The 18,461-nt window shown below is 37.2% G+C and carries 14 protein-coding genes; 8 read left to right on the top strand and 6 right to left on the bottom strand.

Features of this window, described 5'->3' with window-relative positions:
• Positions 1-295: 295 nt before the first annotated feature.
• Positions 296-1,531, bottom strand: coding sequence for a tyrosine-type recombinase/integrase (locus IQ237_RS10360; protein WP_194054751.1), 1,236 nt, complete (start codon positions 1,529-1,531; stop codon positions 296-298).
• A 325-nt stretch (positions 1,532-1,856) separates the two neighbouring features.
• On the opposite strand from IQ237_RS10360, the gene IQ237_RS10355 reads away from it, so the two are divergent.
• A complete protein-coding gene (locus tag IQ237_RS10355; protein WP_228019986.1) occupies positions 1,857-3,443 on the top strand; it encodes a sodium:solute symporter family protein in 1,587 nt (528 codons plus the stop codon).
• A gap of 76 nt (positions 3,444-3,519) precedes the next feature.
• Here IQ237_RS10355 and IQ237_RS10350 read toward each other — a convergent pair whose 3' ends face one another.
• Both IQ237_RS10350 and IQ237_RS10345 read right to left on the bottom strand, forming a co-directional pair.
• Positions 3,520-4,362 carry a tetratricopeptide repeat protein gene (locus IQ237_RS10350; RefSeq protein ID WP_194054749.1) on the bottom strand — a complete coding sequence of 281 codons (843 nt, stop codon included), beginning with the start codon at positions 4,360-4,362 and terminating at the stop codon, positions 3,520-3,522.
• Positions 4,363-4,629: 267 nt separating this feature from the next.
• On the bottom strand, positions 4,630-5,550 hold the full coding sequence (locus tag IQ237_RS10345) for a ribonuclease D (RefSeq protein WP_194054747.1): 921 nt from the start codon (positions 5,548-5,550) through the stop codon (positions 4,630-4,632).
• 149 nt (positions 5,551-5,699) lie between these two features.
• On the opposite strand from IQ237_RS10345, the gene IQ237_RS10340 reads away from it, so the two are divergent.
• A complete protein-coding gene (locus tag IQ237_RS10340; protein ID WP_194054745.1) occupies positions 5,700-6,728 on the top strand; it encodes an NADP-dependent oxidoreductase in 1,029 nt (342 codons plus the stop codon).
• A 117-nt stretch (positions 6,729-6,845) separates the two neighbouring features.
• Here IQ237_RS10340 and IQ237_RS10335 read toward each other — a convergent pair whose 3' ends face one another.
• Positions 6,846-7,142, bottom strand: a complete 297-nt coding sequence (locus IQ237_RS10335) for an RNA-binding protein (RefSeq protein WP_194054743.1) — start codon at positions 7,140-7,142, stop codon at positions 6,846-6,848.
• Positions 7,143-7,224: 82 nt separating this feature from the next.
• Between IQ237_RS10335 and IQ237_RS26665 the strand changes: the two genes are divergently transcribed.
• The 4 genes from IQ237_RS26665 (at position 7,225) to IQ237_RS10320 (ending at position 11,947) form a co-directional block, all read left to right on the top strand.
• The gene (locus tag IQ237_RS26665) at positions 7,225-7,350 is read left to right on the top strand and encodes a hypothetical protein (protein WP_255512646.1); all 126 of its coding nucleotides are present in this window, start codon (positions 7,225-7,227) and stop codon (positions 7,348-7,350) included.
• 518 nt (positions 7,351-7,868) lie between these two features.
• Positions 7,869-9,980: a TIGR00300 family protein gene (locus IQ237_RS10330; protein WP_194054741.1), complete on the top strand. Its 2,112-nt coding sequence runs from the start codon at positions 7,869-7,871 to the stop codon at positions 9,978-9,980.
• A 456-nt stretch (positions 9,981-10,436) separates the two neighbouring features.
• A complete protein-coding gene (locus IQ237_RS10325) occupies positions 10,437-11,234 on the top strand; it encodes a Uma2 family endonuclease (RefSeq protein ID WP_194054739.1) in 798 nt (265 codons plus the stop codon).
• Positions 11,235-11,434: 200 nt separating this feature from the next.
• Positions 11,435-11,947 (top strand): DUF2085 domain-containing protein, encoded by a 513-nt coding sequence (locus tag IQ237_RS10320; protein WP_194054737.1) that lies wholly within the window; start codon positions 11,435-11,437, stop codon positions 11,945-11,947.
• A 465-nt stretch (positions 11,948-12,412) separates the two neighbouring features.
• Here the strand turns inward: IQ237_RS10320 and IQ237_RS10315 are convergent, their stop codons facing one another.
• Entirely contained in the window at positions 12,413-13,105 is a 693-nt protein-coding gene (locus IQ237_RS10315) for a response regulator transcription factor (protein WP_194054736.1), read from the bottom strand.
• An 84-nt stretch (positions 13,106-13,189) separates the two neighbouring features.
• Between IQ237_RS10315 and IQ237_RS10310 the strand changes: the two genes are divergently transcribed.
• The gene (locus IQ237_RS10310) at positions 13,190-14,548 is read left to right on the top strand and encodes an ATP-binding protein (protein ID WP_194054734.1); all 1,359 of its coding nucleotides are present in this window, start codon (positions 13,190-13,192) and stop codon (positions 14,546-14,548) included.
• 147 nt (positions 14,549-14,695) lie between these two features.
• Here IQ237_RS10310 and IQ237_RS10305 read toward each other — a convergent pair whose 3' ends face one another.
• Positions 14,696-16,471 (bottom strand): N-acetylmuramoyl-L-alanine amidase, encoded by a 1,776-nt coding sequence (locus IQ237_RS10305; protein ID WP_194054732.1) that lies wholly within the window; start codon positions 16,469-16,471, stop codon positions 14,696-14,698.
• 331 nt (positions 16,472-16,802) lie between these two features.
• On the opposite strand from IQ237_RS10305, the gene IQ237_RS10300 reads away from it, so the two are divergent.
• Positions 16,803-18,440, top strand: a complete 1,638-nt coding sequence (locus IQ237_RS10300) for a CTP synthase (RefSeq protein ID WP_194054730.1) — start codon at positions 16,803-16,805, stop codon at positions 18,438-18,440.
• Positions 18,441-18,461 lie beyond the last annotated feature (21 nt).

The following is an 18,461-nucleotide window of genomic DNA, read 5'->3' as shown; positions in this document are numbered from 1 at the left end:
TTTAGACCACACTAACGAACTTAGTCAAGCCCGAAGAATGAGACGTAGTGAAGGCTTGACTTAGTGAGTGTGTGGTATACAATCCCTTCCTAAGCAAGAGAGTATTGTGGGTTATTTGTGGTATGTTAAATAGCTAAAAAAAAATCCCTAGCTCGGTACTCGCAACTTTGCTAAGGATTGTAATAGGTGCATCCAGGGTATTGTGTTTAGTATAGCTGATAGGCAATAAAAAACCTACCCAAATAATGAGTAGGTAGGTTAGTTATTTGGTTTCTAAATACAGTAAGGTTTGTGGTTAAATTTCAGGTAACTCTATGTCATTATTGGTTGCTAGGTAATTGTTAATAATTGTTTTTGGATTATTACCACTAACACCTGCGGTTGTAGCTAAATCAATACCATTTCTAACAACATGAGTAATAAAAGTATGGCGCTGATCGTAAAATGGTAGATATTCCTTAACTTCACCTAACTCAACTAATGTTTCTACATATTTTTTCCATATCCGCTTAGAAAAGTTATCTATATGGAAAATATCGCCATTGTAGCTAGGAAACACTAAATTATTTTCATTAGGAATTGTAGGTAAACTCCTAATGAACTCGGTTAGTTGTTTATTACAAGGGAAAATTCGAGCTTCAATACCATTTTTAGTGCCATGTTCGGGTATTTTATTTTTTTTATTCCTAGCTGATATACGTTTATTAAAGACAATTTGCATTTTATCGCCATTGTCTTTAATATCATCCCAAGTTAACGCTATTGCCTCACTAGGTCTACATCCAGTTAAAAATCTAAACTCGATAATTGGAGCATAGAAACTGCTAGGATATGCTGATTTATCGCTATCAAATCTACAACTTTTAAAAGCATCAATTATTATTTTAATTTCTGCTTTAGAGTATGATTTGATAATTTTTTTCTTTGGTAATTTCAGCAAACTAACTAATGGTACAAATGGATTTACTCTTTTGATCTTCCCTAGTTTGATAGCTAAATTAACTGCTGATGACAACAAATCAAAACACATTTTAATAGTAGTATCAGCATATTTAGTGCGTAATGATTCTAGTAATTTATCAGCGTTACTAAGCAATAAACAGTTAGATGAACATTGTGATAAGCAATTATCAATTATTCTCCATTTATTTTCTTTGCTTATTGCTGATGTTTCGTTAGATTTTAACGCCTTATAATCCTCCCAAATCTCAAGTAAGTTCGGTTCACTGTTATCACCAGTCGGTAAACTAATTATTTCAGTTAGCTTAGGTGTATCTGGCTTAACAAGCCCATACTTAACAAGTGTGCTATCAAAGTTGCCACGGTAATAGTCAACTAAAATTTCTTGACAGATGCTTACAGTTGCATTTATACCGCTATCAGAGTAGTCAAAAGTGTACTTAGTAAAGTTAATATCCTTGCGTCTAACTCGGATACGTAACCGTCCTTTTTCAACTTCTATTTTTAACGGTTTGACACTTGCGTTAGCTTGTGCTAGTTTGCGTTCTAACTTGCTAATATCTGCCTTCATTACTCTCAAAATCCTATTAAATCAGGTGTTTTGAGAGTTTTTGTTTCTACCAAATTTCTACCAAACTTAAAAACAAAATTTAATTTACAAGTGGTAAAAGCGGAATAGGACAAGCTGACCTGTCTTTAAGCTTCAATGGCATTGAAGAGGTCAGCGGTTCGATTCCGCTTAACTCCACTGTAAATTAAATAATTAGGGTTTGCTGAAAAAGTTATCTATAAAGTAATACTGCTCATAACTTTAAACCGTGAAATGTGCATTTTTACACCTCTGGTTTTGTCTCATATCATAAAACTTACGAGATGAAATAAAAATTTAGAAATTATTGTATTTTACTATAGGAATAAAGGATTTTTTTGTAGCTGGACAGGGTATTCCTTCTATTGCTAATGGTGCAGCAACCGCAGCAGATTGGATGTCTGCGGCTTCGTTTATTTCGATGGCTGGATTAATTTCTACTTTGGGTTATGATGGTTCAATTTATTTAATGGGTTGGACTGGTGGCTATGTTTTATTAGCTTTATTATTAGCCCCTTATTTACGCAAGTTTGGTAAATATACAGTACCAGATTTTGTGGGCGATCGCTATAAATCAAATCTCGCTCGTTTAGTTGCAGTTGTCGCGGCAATTTTTGTTTCTTTAACCTATGTTGCTGGACAAATGCGCGGGGTAGGAATTGTATTTAGCCGCTTTTTACAAGTTGATATCAATACTGGTGTCATGATCGGTATTGTGATCGTTGGTTTTTTTGCAGTTTTGGGAGGAATGAAAGGTATTACTTGGACACAAGTTGCCCAATATTGCATTTTGATTTTAGCTTATTTAATTCCTGCCATTGCGATTGCATTTAAACTCACAGGAAATCCTTTTCCCCAATTAGCATTTACCTTTAGTGATGTTGCTAATAATTTAAATCAACTTCAGGTGGATTTAGGGTTTAAAGAATATACCCAACCTTTTGCTAATAAAACTATGTTAGATGTCCTATTCATCACTATTGCTTTGATGGTGGGAACTGCTGGTTTACCTCATATTATCGTCCGATTTTACACTGTTCCTAATGTGCGGGCAGCGAGATTTTCCGCAGGTTGGGCATTATTATTTATAGCCATTCTTTACACCACTGCCCCCGCTTTATCAATGTTTTCCCGTTACAATTTAATTCAATCTTTGCATAATAATACGATTGAAGAAGTCAGACAATTAGACTGGGCAAATAAATGGGAAAAAACCAAGCTTTTGACTTTTGAAGATAAAAATAAAGATGGAAAATTGCAGTTAACACCGAATAAAGCAACTAATGAAATTACCATTGACAATGATATTATTGTCCTTTCAACTCCTGAAGTTGCTAAACTTCCAGCTTGGGTTATAGCTTTAGTAGCTGCGGGTGGTTTAGCTGCTGCATTATCAACAGCTTCCGGTTTATTATTGGTGATTTCCAGTTCTGTCGCTCATGATCTTTATTATCGTATTTTTGATGAAACAGCTTCAGAAGAAAAACGGGTGTTTGTGGGGCGAGTTGTTGTTGGTTTTTCCTTAATTTTAGCAGGATATTTTGGTGTTAACCCTCCCGGTTTTGTGTCTCAGGTGGTAGCTTTTGCGTTTGGTTTAGCTGCTGCTAGTTTCTTTCCGGTGATAGTGTTAGGAATTTTCGATAAACGCACAAATTCTCAAGGTGCGATCGCGGGAATGTTGGCAGGTTTAATTTTCACGATCATCTATATCATTGGGGTGAAATTTGCGGGAATGACACCTTGGTTTTTTGGAGTTTCTGCTGAAGGTATTGGTACTTTAGGCATGGTCATTAATTTTATTGTCACCTTGATAGTTTCCCGTTTTACTCCTCCACCTCCTGAAGATATTCAAGCTTTAGTGGAAGATTTACGTTCTCCCAGTTTTGAAGAATAGGTGACTGGGGATTTGGGACTGGTGATTGGTAACTGGGAATATTTATCTTTCTCCTAACTCCTGACTCCTATTCTTTTTACCTTCCCAAATCTTCAATATTTTTCATTACTTGTTGATACAATTCTTTGTTACCTTCTCGATCAAAAATAGCTGCTGCCCGTTGTAAATCTTGTAATGCACTGCGTTTATCTCCAGCAGCAGCAAAAGCATTTCCTCGGTTATTAAACCCAGGACCAAAATTAGGATTTAAACGAATGGCTTGATTGTAATCTGCGATCGCTTTTTGTGGATCTCCCACGGCAGCGTAAGCATTTCCCCGGTTATTATAGGCAACAGAATAATTTTCATCTATTCTAATTGCTTCAGTATAATCTTCTATCGCCCCATTTCTATCACCTTGAGCAGCACGGGCATTTCCTCGATTATTAAAAGCTTCGGCATAATTTGGAGCTAAACGAATCGCTTCATTATAATCAGAAATAGCTGCTTGTTGATCTCCCAAAGATGCAAAAGTATTACCACGATTATTATAAGTTTCTGCATCATTGGGATTGAGACGCAAAGCTTGATTATAATCAGCGATCGCACCTTCTTTATTACCAATATCAAAATATGCTAAACCCCGACTTTTAAACGCAGGTGCATATTGAGAATTAAGACTAATTGAACGACTATAAGCAGCAATAGCCGCTTCAGAATTACCTTTAGCGTGCTGATTTTGTCCCTGAATATAAAACTCTCCTGCTTTGGATGTTCTAGGTGTCAGTCGGTTCGGAGGACTAACCCCTATTTCTGTTACTAAAACATCCTGATTTTGATTGCAAGAAACGCATAAAATTCCACTGAAAACAGTAATCACTGTTATTTTTAATATTCTACCTAGCACTTGTCTATTATATGTCAATAACTGCCATTTCATAAGTTCTTATCAATCACTTGCATACCCGGAAAAAATTGTTACCAAAATCTAATAGAAACTAAAAGAAACTAATAGATTCCATGAATTACTTTTTCAAAATTTAACCAGTAATTGGAAAATTTAATGTATAAATAATTCCATTTCAGCTTTTATAAAATGTTGATTAAGATACATTTACGTAAATATAAATAATCAAAACCCCGACTTATTAAATAAGTCAGGGTTCTGTGAGTTCAAAATATAATAAATTCTGGCTTTTGCATTCCATTAATCATTTTTAACATCTTCTTCCTGAGATTTAGTAATTAACCGCCAAACAGAAGTTTTTTCAATATCTACATCTAATTGTTCTAAATTTCTGCCTAATTCTTTTTGTAATTTCTCAGTTAAAGTAATGGGAAAATCCAAATCAATATCTTCATTTTCTACTAATCTCACCAACTCCGTAAATTTCACCTTAACAGATTTACGTTCATAACCACTGAGTTGATAATATTCAGTTTCCGATACATTTTGAATTTGCATCGCTTTTTTTAATCTTTCTTGTAAATAATCAAATTCAGAATTAATCAGTTTTTTTTGCTGTTCCACTTCTGTATATCTTTGAGAAAGTAAAGATAAATCTTCCGTTTCTGGATTTGTAGTAACTTGAGACTGTAAAGCTAATAATTTTGAATGTACTTGAGCCAGATAAATACAATCAAAATAAGCATATTCTAATTGCTCATCGCTTAAAGGTCTTATACCCCAATCGCTACCTTGTTCTTGTTTATCAATACCATAAAAATTACACAACACATTAGCTAGAGTTTTCAGTTGATAATTAGGCAATGGTAGAATATGATATGGTATGGACTTAGCCATTTCTAAAGTGCAAGTGATATTTTTGGCTTTTTTATTGCCTAAAAGTTTCAAATCATAACTTGCATTGTGAAAAACCTTTTCGATAGATTCATTAATCATGATTTGCTCAATAAAAGCAGCAATCACATCAGACTTATTTAAAACATCCAAAATATAAACACTGTCACCAGTCATATCTTGAGGATGATCCAATATTTGAATCAGGGATAATCGAGGATTACGACTTTTATAATCAGCAACTTCTGTATCTATCCAAAGAGTTTTAGCTTTGGTATATTGAGCAATTTGAGAACGGATTTCCGCAGCAGTAGTAAGATAAGGCATTGGTAGATGTAGAGCAGTTTAACTTAGTTATAATTTTATAAATTAACATTTTGTGACTAATTTTGCCCTTACCTACTGCCTGATAATTATGCTAAGTTTTAATAAAAGTTCTTGCCAATCTGCCAAAATTCTGAAAAAAACTCAAATTTATGAAATCATCTATAAATCGTCAATGGCGTTTAGCATCTCGTCCTGTGGGTGACATCAAAGTAAGTGACTTTGAGTATCGAGAAGAACCCATTCCCACAGCAAAAGATGGCGAAATACTGATCCGCAATATCTATCTTTCCTTAGATCCTACCCATCGCATTTGGATGAGCGATCGCCCCCAGTATATGCCACCTGTGGAAATTGGGGAAGTCATGCGTGGTTTAGTTCTTGGTATAGTGGAAGAATCTAAAAATCCCAACTTTCAACGGGGGGATCTCGTTTCTGGACTGTTAGGATGGCAAGATTACGCTTTAATTACTACTGGAAATCTTCCTTACATCACCAAAATTCCCCAACCCTTAACAGTTCCCCTCACTGCTTTTATGGCAGTTCTTAGCTTTATTGGTTGCACCGCTTATTTTGGACTTTTAGATATAGGAAAACCTCAACCAGGAGAAACTTTGGTAGTCTCAGCGGCCTCTGGTGCTGTAGGTTCATTAGTCGGACAAATAGGGAAAATTAAAGGTTGTCGTGTAGTGGGGATCACTAGTTCCGATGAAAAATGTCGCTATTTATTAGAAGAACTGGGTTTTGATGCTGCAATAAATTATAAAACCGCAGATTTAAGTCCCGCTTTAGCTGCATCTTGTCCCAATGGAATTGATATATATTTTGAAAATGTGGGTGGGGAAATTCTCGACGCTGTTTTAACACAAGTGAATTTAAATGCCCGCATTTCTCTATGTGGTTTGATTTCTACTTATAATGCTGAAAAACCTGTACCCGGACCTTATAATTTCAGTCAGATTTTAATGAAGCGGGTGTTAATAAAAGGTTTCATTGTCACTGATTATGTGAGTCAATGGGATCTTGCTTTTAGGGAGATGGGACAATGGATACAACAGGGAAAACTTAAATATCAGCAAGAAATTGTCCAGGGTTTGGAAAATGCACCTACAGCTATTCTCAAACTTTTTAATAGTGAGAAAATGGGTAAATTAATTGTGCAGATTTCTGAACAGCCCTAATCTGAAATTATCCATGAAAAAGGCTCAAGTATTACTATTTTGTCATACCTGAGCCTTTAATTAATTCAATTAATTTGCTAAAACTATTGCATTAGCAAAAATGCTTGATTTTATAACTTAGTAGCGATTGCGATTATAACCACCACTGTTGCGATTACCACCACCTCTATCTTCTTTGGGTTTAGCTTTGTTAACTTTTAAATCTCTTCCCATCCACTCAGCACCATCAAGGGCATCAATAGCAGATGTTTCTTCTTCATCTGTACTCATTTCCACAAACCCAAAACCGCGCAGTCTTCCTGTTTCACGATCTGTAGGTAGTTGAACGCGCTTTACAGAACCATATTCTGCAAAAACCGCAGTTAGAGTATCTTGGGTAACTTCATAAGAGAGGTTGCCTACATAAATTGACATAGATTTTCTCCAAAATCATAAGAGTGTAGAGATTTAGGTTTCGGAGAAAAGTCTGTAAGTACCAAAAGGAAAAAACCTATCAATGTTAAAAACAAACGCCGTCGCCGAATTACTTCTCACCTCCCATCATGGCACGGAAATTCACTTTCGGGGAAGAAGTGACCAAAACTGTTACATATCGTTATGTGAACAATTAAAGTCTAAGTAACTTTATCAGTTCAAGCTGATTACATTAACGCCTAATCCGGTAACGCTTATATAAAATTCTTTGTTTTTAGTGTTTATTGTGTTATTTGTTCATTGCGTTATTTATTTTTTGTTGAAGAGAAGCGATAATTTCATCACTTAATTCTTCTTCTGGTTCTACAACTTCACGTTCAGCTAAAACTGATTGAATTTGACTTTCAGAAGCTTTTCCTAACCTTTGGTGTAAATTTTTGTAAACAGTGTTTATACATAAAATAAATTATTTTTTTAATACAAATTTTTATAAAAATTAACTCACTATGAGTTAGTTGAGAATGTAAAAGCCAGCAGTTTACATCCCACATAACACATTTTCCCTCCTCCCCCTCCTTTTCCCTATAGCAGTAATAGAATAGGAACGATATCCTGGTATAGTCTACCAAGAGCAAAAGGTAGCTATTAAGTAGCAGATTTGACAGACTTAGAACACCAAAACTCTGTATCCAGAAGAGATTACTGAAAAGCAAAGTAAAATTTTTTATGGTTTCCCAAATTCGGTTTTTAATGTGCGCTCCCGACCACTACGATGTAGACTATGTGATTAACCCGTGGATGGAAGGGAATATTCACAAATCATCACGCGATCGCGCTGTAGAACAGTGGAATAAATTATACAATGTTATCAAAAATCACGCCATTGTCGATTTAGTGACACCCCAAAAAGGTTGGCCAGATATGGTATTCAGTGCCAATGCTGGTTTAGTTCTTGGTGAAAATGTGGTTCTCAGCCGTTTTTTACATAAGGAACGCCAAGGAGAAGAACCGTATTTTCAACAGTGGTTTGAAAATAATGGTTTTAAGGTTTACACACTTCCTAAAGACTTACCCTTTGAAGGTGCTGGTGACGCGCTTTTAGACAGGGAAGGGCGCTGGTTATGGGCGGGGTATGGTTTCCGTTCTGAGTTAGATTCTCACCCATACTTAGCTAAATGGCTAGATATTGAGGTGATTTCTCTGCGGTTGATGGATGAAAGATTTTATCATCTTGATACCTGTTTCTGTCCCCTAGCTAATGGGTATTTGCTGTATTACCCCGGTGCGTTTGACTCCTACTCTAACCGGGTGATAGAAATGCGCGTTGCGCCAGAAAAACGTATTGCTATTGCAGAAGCTGATGCGGTTAACTTTGCTTGTAATGCAGTGAACATCGAAAGCATCGTGATTATGAACAAAGCCAGTGATAGTTTAAAATCACGGTTAGCGGAAGTTGGTTTTCAGGTAATTGAAACACCTTTAACTGAGTTTTTGAAAGCTGGTGGTGCGGCTAAATGCTTAACTTTACGAGTGACTGAACCTGTACGGGAAGAGGTACACGCTACAACTCAAGTCGAAAGTCGGATAATTCGTTTAGAAGGTCATTTATTAGATGCGGGTTTAATTAACCGCGCTTTAGATTTGATCGTAGACATGGGGGGGAGTTTCCAAGTTCTCAAGTTCAACTTGGGTGAACAACGTCAAAGCACTTCAGCAGCAGAAGTCAGGGTTTCTGCACCATCTCACGAGGTGATGGAAGAGATTATATCCCAGTTGATTGATTTGGGTGCGGTTGACTTACCCCAAGATGAAAGAGATGCAAAACTCGAACTTGTTTTACAAGCGGGTGTTGCTCCTGATGATTTCTATGTCAGTACAATTTATCCTACTGAAGTGCGAGTAAATGGAGAATGGCTGAAAGTAGAAAATCAACGCATGGATGGGGCGATCGCTATTTCTAGTACAGCCAATGGGTTAGTTGCTAGATGTAAAATTTTGCGTGATCTAGAAATTGGTGAACAGGTAGTAGTTGACGTTCAAGGTATCCGCACTATCCGCAAAACCGAATCCCGCGAACAACGCAACGCCCAGGAATTTAGCTTTATGTCTTCCGGTGTTTCCAGCGAAAGACGGGTAGAATTAGTTGTGGAACAGGTGGCTTGGGAATTACGTAAAATTCGGGATGCTGGCGGTAAAGTAGTTGTCACTGCTGGACCAGTGGTAATTCATACAGGCGGCGGTGAACACCTTTCTAGATTGATTCGTGAAGGTTATGTTCAAGGACTTTTAGGTGGAAATGCGATCGCAGTTCATGACATCGAGCAAAATATGATGGGAACATCTCTCGGTGTGGATATGAAACGCGGTGTAGCGGTACGTGGTGGACATCGACATCATTTAAAGGTAATTAACACCATTCGCCGTTTTGGTAGCATCACTAAAGCGGTAGATGCTGGGGTAATTACTAGCGGTGTGATGTATGAATGTGTGAAAAATGACGTTCCTTTTGTTTTAGCTGGTTCAATTCGGGATGATGGACCTTTACCAGATACGCAAATGAACTTGATTTTAGCACAGCAAGAATATGCTCAAATCATTCAAGGTGCGGAAATGATTTTGATGCTGTCTTCTATGCTGCATTCTATTGGTGTAGGAAATATGACACCAGCAGGGGTGAAGATGGTATGTGTGGATATTAACCCTGCGGTGGTGACAAAATTGAGCGATCGCGGTTCAATTGAGTCTGTAGGTGTGGTTACGGATGTGGGTTTGTTTCTGAGTTTGTTAATTCAACAGTTGGATAAGTTGACGAGTCCTTATGTTGCTAATGTAGGTTAAGAATTTTCTCACGCAAAGGCGCAAAGACGCAAAGGTTTTTTCTGTGCGTTTTTGTGTCTTTGTTTTTTCACGCAGAGGCGCAGAGAACGCAGAGAGTTATAATATAAACAAAACTAAGAAAAAACATAATTAACTCAAAATTAGCTTGTGAAAACATGGAAGCTGAAAAAAATAACTATGAAAAAAAACCAATAATTGAGTTTCTATTGGTAATATTTGGCAATTTGTGATTTTGCATCGTGAATCAAAAGAAATCACTCAAGATTTAAACCTTTATCGTGTACCCACTGATTTAGAAATTTTAATGAAAATTTTAGTGGCTTTAATGAAAAATCTCTAGGCTATTTACAAATAACATCCTGTAAATCCTTAAATCCTGGACATCCTGATTCTGACAATTTTATTTACTATCATGCGATATAATCTTAAATTAATAACTGCAATCCTTTAAATAGTATGAGTGAAACCCTGGCTGATATTGCTATACCACCGCAGTTTCCTGATCATACTCAACTACCGGAGTCTGACGGTACTTTCGTGAAAAACTTTCAAGAACATCCCCAAAGCATAATCATCACAGATTCAATAATTCAAACTTTAGAAAAAAAACATCCCGATGGACAATTTTGTATAGGTCAAGATTGCGGGATTTATTGGCGAGAAACAGAACCACCAGAAAAAGGTACAGTAGCACCAGATTGGTTTTATGTCCCTGATGTTCCCCCTAGACTAGATGGTAAAATTCGCCGTTCTTATGTTCTATGGCGTGAATATATTCCCCCTTTAATTGTCATAGAATTAGCTAGTGGTAATGGTGATGAAGAACGAGATAAAACACCTTTAGCGGTTTTACAACCAGGTGAAAAACCTGGGAAATTTTGGGTTTATGAACGCATTATCCGCGCTCCCTATTATGCTATTTATGAAGTTAATAGTGGCAATTTAGAAGTTTATCATTTGGTAGATTTTTCTTACCAAAAAATGCAGCCTAACAAACGCGGACACTATCCAATTCTGCCATTAGGTGTAGAATTAGGTTTATGGCAAGGAAGTTACTTAAATAATGCCGATCAACTTTGGTTACGTTGGTGGGATAATGAAGGTAACTTATTATTAGTAGGTCATGAACAAGCACAGTTAGAAAAATCAAGGACTGAACAACAACAACAAAGAGCAGAACAAGCAGAAATTAAAGCTGCAAAGTTAGCTGCAAAATTGCGAGAGTTGGGTATAAATCCTGATGATGAGTTCTAATTAGTAATCAGCTATCAGTCTATAACGGCAAAATCAAAGATCAAGTAGGATTAATTGAAGGAGGAAAGTTTAATTTTTCTCATTTGTTCTTATTCTTTGTACCTGAGTCTTGAAAGCTGATGGCTGAAAGCTGACTGCTGAATATTTACACTGTATAATTAAAGAAACAAACCACAGAGTCACAGAGGACACAGAGAGAAATGCAACGGGCTATTTTATTAGAAAAGGTTGAATTTGAAAAAATTAATTGGGTGAGTTTTTTTGCTGACTTCCTGTTAGTAGGAATGGTTTTTGGTCCCCCTATTGCTCCCTTTTTAGCCGCTTCTGGTTTTTTGGTACTGCCTAATATTGGGAATATTATTTATTTTATGGGTAATCATGTCTGTCCTCAACCTACTATGGGTTTGGAGTTAGCACCACCTCATATTATGGCGGTTTGTATGCGGTGTTATGGCACTGTTACAGGATTGTTAATTACTAGAATTTTGTGTGCTATGACTAAAGGAAAAGGCAGTTTTTGGTTACATCACTATGGTTGGATCGGTGCTGCTTTTGCTAGTGTGTTAATGATGGCTTATCCTTTGGAATTAGCAGCGCAAATTTTCGGTTTGTGGGATTTTAACAATTATATTGTTACTCCTTTTGGTTTAATTACTGGTTTAGCTTGGGGGTTGTTTGCTATGCCAATTTTACACAGGCACACAAAAAGGTAAACCACCTAGAGTAAACCTACCACTGCCACGACCATCGTCTATAATGTTCGTTAACATTTTTTATTCCTTTGATGAAAATAATGTGATTTAGTTCACGCACCCCAGATAACTAGTAATTTGATTAATACATGATTTGAAGATAGAGGAAAGGCGTTTTTGTTGTTGTTCTTAGTAATCAATCATCACTCAAATGCTAATTCATTAGTCTAATCTTTCCTGAGAAAAAAAATTTTTACTCTCTCAGGATATAACCTATATATGCAATTATCGTGCAAGATTTGTGCAGAATTTGTGCAGATAAACTTTTCTAGAAAGTTGTATGATGATGGTGAGTTTATTCTTTTCTAACAATGCATTTAATAAATGAAGCCTGTGAGATATAAAAATCTGGTAGAGACAGTTTATCAATCGCCTCTACATTGAACAGATTAACAACAAATTCCCTATAATTTTGTATCAATTGTATCAGTTGAGACGATATCCCAAACCATGAACAGTTTCAATCAAAGTTTCCGGCGCACCTAAAGCTCTTAATTTCTGTCGAATACTTTTGATATGTGACCTTACTGTTTCCTCCACTGGAGAGTCATCAACAGACCAAACCTGCTCAATGATGCTAGAACGACTCAATACCCTTCTACCATTAGCAACCAGCAGTTCTAAAATTCCATACTCTTTAGGAGTCAAGGACATAAGATGACCATCATAGGTAGTCTCGTAAGTGCTGGGATTTAAAGTTAACTTTCCCCAAGATAAACTGACTGTACTGGCAGCACTACCACGTCTGAGTAAAGCACGTATCCGAGCCATTAATTCTTCTAAGTCAAAGGGCTTTGCTACATAGTCATCTGCGCCGGCATCTAAACCAGCAACCTTATCGGCTACGGTATCACGGGCGGTTAGCATTAATACGGGTGCTGCTGAATTACGATGTGCCGGACTGTTGGTGCTAGTGGTGCGTAAGCGGTGACAAAATCTGATGCCATCTAACTTTGGTAAAGTGACATCCAGCACCACTAAATCATACTTCATTGACTCTGCTGCGTGCCAAGCTGCTTCTCCGTCTTGAGCAACATCAACTATATACTTTCGTCTGCTTAAAGCTTCTATTAGTGCTTCTGCCAGTTGAATATCGTCCTCAACTATTAAAATTCGCATAATTTATTCCTTATTCCACAGCAAGTCATGAAGTAATGAGGGAAATATTAACTTAAATTGACTATCTGAATAAAAAGGTAATTTATGAAATTGCATTTTTCAGTAAATTGGATTTCTGCGGGAGTTTCTTTGGCTATATCTCTGATGCTTTTGGTTACTTTCGCTGCATTAAACAACACTACCGAAATTAAGGAAAATGTTGCTCAAGTTCAACATACTTCTCAAACACTCAATACTTTGACAGATTTTTATGCAGCAATGACTGTGGCTGAATCAGCACGACGGGGGTATATATTTTTGGGTAGTAAACAAGATTTAGAGCGTTATCAAACTGCTATCAATAATATTAAAAATCACCTCAATTTATTAGATATTCAAATACATGAAAATATCAATCAAAGACAGAGGTTAAACCATTTAAAATCATTGGTTAATCAAAGATTAGCTTTGTTAGAAGAATCTATAAAACTTTATCAACAAGATGAAACCGCATGGCAACGGCAAAATAAAATTACTGAACTTAGTGTTAATCTCAGAGAGCAAATTATAATGATAATTTTAGAAATTCAAGGGGAAGAACAAAGTTACTTGAAAACTTATCTCCAGCAGTCAGAAAATGGTATTCACTTACGAATCATCATAGAAATAATAGGAACTATTTTAAGTTTGTTAGTAATTTGCATTTTATGTTTTATTATCGAGAGTCAATCGGTGAAACGAGAACATATTAAATCTTTAGAAGCTTCCTTAGCTCAAGAAAAAAAGATTGGGGAACTCAAGGTTCAGTTATTTTCTATGATTTCCCATGAATTTCGTACTCCTTTAAGTGTAATTTTGCTATCTTGTCAGTTATTAAGGGAAATTTTGATAGAATTAGTAGATGAAAAGGAATTGAAAAACCTTTATCGCATTCAGTCTTCAGCTAAGTTAATGAATCACCTTTTAACAGATATATTAACTTTAACTAGAGCCGAAGCAGGTGAACTAGATTATAAACCTCAATTAATTAATGTGGAAAACTTTTGTTTAAATTTGCTGGAAGATGTGCAAATGTTTAGTCGCACAACTCATACTATTAAGTTTATCAAACATGGTCAATCTTTTCGGGCTAATCTAGATGAAAAGTTACTATATTCTATTTTGAGTAATTTACTGTTAAATGCTATCAAATATTCATCACCAGGGGGTAAAATTTACTTGTTTTTAAATGCTCAACAGGATGCTACTATTTTTCAAGTGATAGATGAAGGAATCGGTATTTCTCCAGAGGAACAGGTGAGGCTTTATGAGCCTTATTATCGCTCGGAAAATGTTGAAGGTATTGTTGGTACTGGGTTAGGATTACCAATTGTGAAAAAATGTGTAGATCGACATCAAGGAGAAATTTTTGTAGACAGTAAAGTGGGTGTAGGAACAACTTTTACTGTGAAAATTCCTATATAGCAGGAGTCAGGAGTCAGAAGTCAGGAGTAAAACTCTCTTGTATTGGTAGTTTCATTATTTACTATGACTTACACAATATAGGACTAAAAACCTAATTATTACGTAGGGGTAATTCATGAATTACTCCTACTTACGTTCTGTTTTGCTTTATTTCCGACTTTTAAACCACTCTGTCACCCCATCAGCTAAAGTCCGCGCCATTTTCCTTTGTTCTTGGGGGTTGACTATCTCTTCAAACTCCTGGGGGTTGATCATAAAACCTAATTCTAATAATACTGAAGGAGCAGCAGCAGGACGAGTCAGGGCTAAATTATTCCAAAACACGCCATAATAAGGTTTCCTCAATGTTTTTACCACGTGATTTTGCAAAAATATTGCTAAACTGTGTGCTTGTGGATGATACCAAAAAGTCCCAAAACCTCTAGTTTTTTCGGCATCGCCATCATCAGGTAAAGCATTGTAATGGATAGAAAGGGCGATCGCAGGTTCTTCTTTTTCAATCATCTGCTGACGTTCCACTAAAGACACATCCCGATCATCTTCCCTTGTCATCACCACCTTTGCACCCCGTTTTACCAACTCATCCCGCAGTAACTTGGAAATTACCAAGTTGGCATCTTTTTCTGGATACCCAGTCGGACCAATTGCACCAGACTCTTTACCACCGTGACCAGGATCAAGTAATATCTTAATACCAGATAAAGGTAGGCGTTTTCTGTTGTGAATCTTAGGTGCATGGCGCAAGGTCAAAACCAGCGTTGTGTTGTCGTATTTCAGCTTATATCCCCACTGTTGGAAGTTTTTGAGGTTAAAGGTATATTTCACTTGACCAGGACTCACCTGTTGCCAATCTAGGCGATAAATCAAGGGGTCATCATCCAGGCGAATGGTGTCTGTTTGAGCAGTAGTATTGTAAAGGGTGAGACTAAAAGTGCGATCGCCGAAGGCGGGGCTTTGCCCATCGCTCTGTTCCACACTTACAGGTATGGGCATTTGTAAAGGAAACCTGATTTCTGTTCTATCAGACAAGCGACGATATCCCACACTACGAATTACAGTCTGTGGTGGTACTGCACCTGGTATAATTCTAGTTTCTTTACTATTGATCCAAGCCCCATAATCTAAGCGTAGCCAATCACCTTCTCTACCGGTAACTGTTGCTTTTGTTCCCTGTGGTAGTGGTGTCAGTCGAGAATAATCTGTACTAGGACCTGTGCGAGCAACACCTGATGTTGCTGACACTTCCACAACTGGCAACTGTGCAGGTGCAAGAATTTCAATTTTGCCCTTACCAGTTTCAGTGATAGTCTGACCATTCAATGTCAAACTATATTGAGGTTTTCCTAAATCAGCAGCATTGGCCACTGTTGTACAACCTTGATATTTGTTAGGACTAGAAGTTGTGGGTTGATTTCTTCCCGTTAGTACACCTGAATTAGCAGGTAATTGCGCCTGTGGTGGTTGTGGTAATAAGGGAATGGTTTGTTCGGCCAGCTTCACAAAGACACTAGCTTGAGGAGGTGCAACAGCACCAAAACAAATCAATTCTCCCGGTAGTCTAGTAATATCAGCAGTAGGAGTCAAAGAATCTTTAGCAAAGCCTAAACCTTGTGGTAATTCTGGTTGAGTAGAAAGCCTTGTTACTTTAATCTCTCGTTCCTGATTTTGGTAACGTACTTTAAATACATTCTCCCCTAACTGTAAAGGGAAACTGGGAGAAAAATGACCAGCCTTGCTGCGGTTAATTAGTCTACCATTGATGAGAACTTCTCCAACTGGTGGTGCAGTACCGATAAAAAATATTTTTTCTTTACTGGTTTGGTAGTTTGTTGGGGGAAAAACTACTAGGAGCGATGTTTGTGCAAAAGCAACGGAGGAGGTAAGCAGACAGTTAAATACTACTAATCCTAAGAGTTTTTTCACGGCAAAAAACAGAAGATTTTACGATAATGACTGTGAGACAATGAATAATCAAGGATAAAGAATGAAGCATAAAAAGCAGGAAGTCAGGAGTCAGGAGTCAGTAGGGGCAATCCCCCCGTGGTTGCCCCAGGAGTCAGAATATTTGATCAATCGTAGATAATCGAATAGTGATTTTTGGCGTAACCGTTAAAACCTGACTGCTAAAAGCTGACGGGGTAGCTTACCTTTAAGCATTAGCTGAATCTTTACTTCATATCTAGTGTTTGGGCGCACGTTTTATCCTTCAAGAAACAGAATGTATTTTTAGAAGTTGCTAGAAATTGAAAATACTATGACTAAGTTTATCTTTGTAACTGGAGGCGTTGTTTCCAGTATTGGTAAAGGCATTGTAGCAGCAAGTTTGGGGAGGTTGCTTAAATCACGGGATTATTCAGTATCCATTCTCAAACTTGATCCTTATATTAATGTTGATCCTGGTACAATGAGTCCCTTTCAACATGGGGAAGTTTTTGTTACCCAAGATGGTGCAGAAACAGATTTGGATTTGGGACATTATGAACGTTTTACGGATACTTCTATGTCCCGGTTAAACAGTGTTACTACTGGGTTGATTTATCAATCAGTAATTAATAAAGAACGCCGGGGAGAATATAATGGTGGGACTGTACAAGTAATTCCCCATATTACCAATGAAATTAAAGACCGCATTTTAAGAGTTGCTAAGGAAACAAATCCGGCGGCAGTAATTACGGAAATTGGTGGTACTGTGGGTGATATTGAATCACTGCCATTTTTAGAAGCGATCCGTCAGTTACGTAAAGAAGTCGGACGACAGAATGTTTTGTATATGCACGTTACCCTTCTCCCTTGGATTGCTTCAGCAGGGGAGATGAAAACTAAACCTACTCAACATTCTGTTAAAGAATTGAGATCCATTGGTATTCAACCAGATATTTTAGTTTGTCGTTGCGATCGCCCCATTGGTGTGGGTTTAAAACAAAAATTATCGGAATTTTGTGATGTACCGGTAGAATGTGTGATTACCTGTCAAGATGCTAGTAGCATTTATGAAGTACCTCTGATTTTAGAAAAGGAAGGACTGGCGCAGCAAACTTTAGACTTGTTGCAAATGGAACAACGCCAGCCTGATTTGAGTCAGTGGGAAACAATGGTAGAAAGAATGTATAGTCCTAAATATAGCGTAGAAATTGCCATTGTTGGTAAATATGTGCGTTTAAGTGATGCTTATCTTTCTGTAGTTGAATCCTTACGTCATGCGGCGATTTCTACTTACGGTGATTTGCGGATAAGATGGGTAAATTCAGAAACCCTAGAAACTGAATCAGCGGAAAATTATCTTGCAGGTGTGGATGGTATTCTTGTTCCTGGTGGTTTTGGTAGTCGGGGGATAGATGGCAAAATTGCCGCGATTAAATTTGCACGCGATCGCCAAATACCCTTTTTAGGTTTATGCTTAGGAATGCAATGTTCTGTGATTGAATGGGCGAGAAATGTTGAAGGTTTAGCTGATGCTAACAGCGCCGAATTTGACCCATATACCACAAATCCCATTATTAATCTTTTACCTGAACAACAAGACGTAGTAGACTTAGGTGGAACAATGCGCTTAGGTTTGTATCCTTGTCGGGTGCAACCTGATACACTAGCATTTGATTTATATCAAGAAGAAGTCATTTATGAACGTCACCGACATCGTTATGAGTTTAACAACTTGTACCGCAACGCTTTATTAGAGTCGGGTTACGTTGTCAGTGGTACTTCTCCTGATGGAAGGTTAGTAGAAATAGTTGAATATCCCAAACATCCATTTTTTATAGCTTGTCAGTTTCACCCAGAATTTCAATCTCGTCCGAGTACACCCCATCCTTTATTTAAAGGTTTCATGGAAGCTGCTATTTCCCGTACTCATCACAGTAAGAATACATCTAAACCAGTCCAAGTTTCTTAATTTGGAGGCAGGAGGCAGGGG

This window comes from Sphaerospermopsis sp. LEGE 08334, from assembly GCF_015207205.1.
Taxonomy (GTDB): Bacteria; Cyanobacteriota; Cyanobacteriia; order Cyanobacteriales; family Nostocaceae; genus Sphaerospermopsis.
This window is presented reverse-complemented; position numbering and strand designations above follow the sequence as displayed.

Bases quoted from the DNA above. Each gene is read 5' to 3' on its own strand.
- IQ237_RS10360 (WP_194054751.1), bottom strand. From the start codon at position 1,531: ATGAAGGCAGATATTAGCAAGTTAGAACGCAAACTAGCACAAGCTAAC.
- IQ237_RS10350 (WP_194054749.1), bottom strand. From the start codon at position 4,362: ATGAAATGGCAGTTATTGACATATAATAGACAAGTGCTAGGTAGAATA.
- IQ237_RS10345 (WP_194054747.1), bottom strand. From the start codon at position 5,550: ATGCCTTATCTTACTACTGCTGCGGAAATCCGTTCTCAAATTGCTCAA.
- IQ237_RS10340 (WP_194054745.1), top strand. From the start codon at position 5,700: ATGAAATCATCTATAAATCGTCAATGGCGTTTAGCATCTCGTCCTGTG.
- IQ237_RS10335 (WP_194054743.1), bottom strand. From the start codon at position 7,142: ATGTCAATTTATGTAGGCAACCTCTCTTATGAAGTTACCCAAGATACT.
- IQ237_RS26665 (WP_255512646.1), top strand. From the start codon at position 7,225: ATGTTAAAAACAAACGCCGTCGCCGAATTACTTCTCACCTCCCATCAT.
- IQ237_RS10330 (WP_194054741.1), top strand. From the start codon at position 7,869: ATGGTTTCCCAAATTCGGTTTTTAATGTGCGCTCCCGACCACTACGAT.
- IQ237_RS10325 (WP_194054739.1), top strand. From the start codon at position 10,437: ATGAGTGAAACCCTGGCTGATATTGCTATACCACCGCAGTTTCCTGAT.
- IQ237_RS10320 (WP_194054737.1), top strand. From the start codon at position 11,435: ATGCAACGGGCTATTTTATTAGAAAAGGTTGAATTTGAAAAAATTAAT.
- IQ237_RS10315 (WP_194054736.1), bottom strand. From the start codon at position 13,105: ATGCGAATTTTAATAGTTGAGGACGATATTCAACTGGCAGAAGCACTA.
- IQ237_RS10310 (WP_194054734.1), top strand. From the start codon at position 13,190: ATGAAATTGCATTTTTCAGTAAATTGGATTTCTGCGGGAGTTTCTTTG.
- IQ237_RS10300 (WP_194054730.1), top strand. From the start codon at position 16,803: ATGACTAAGTTTATCTTTGTAACTGGAGGCGTTGTTTCCAGTATTGGT.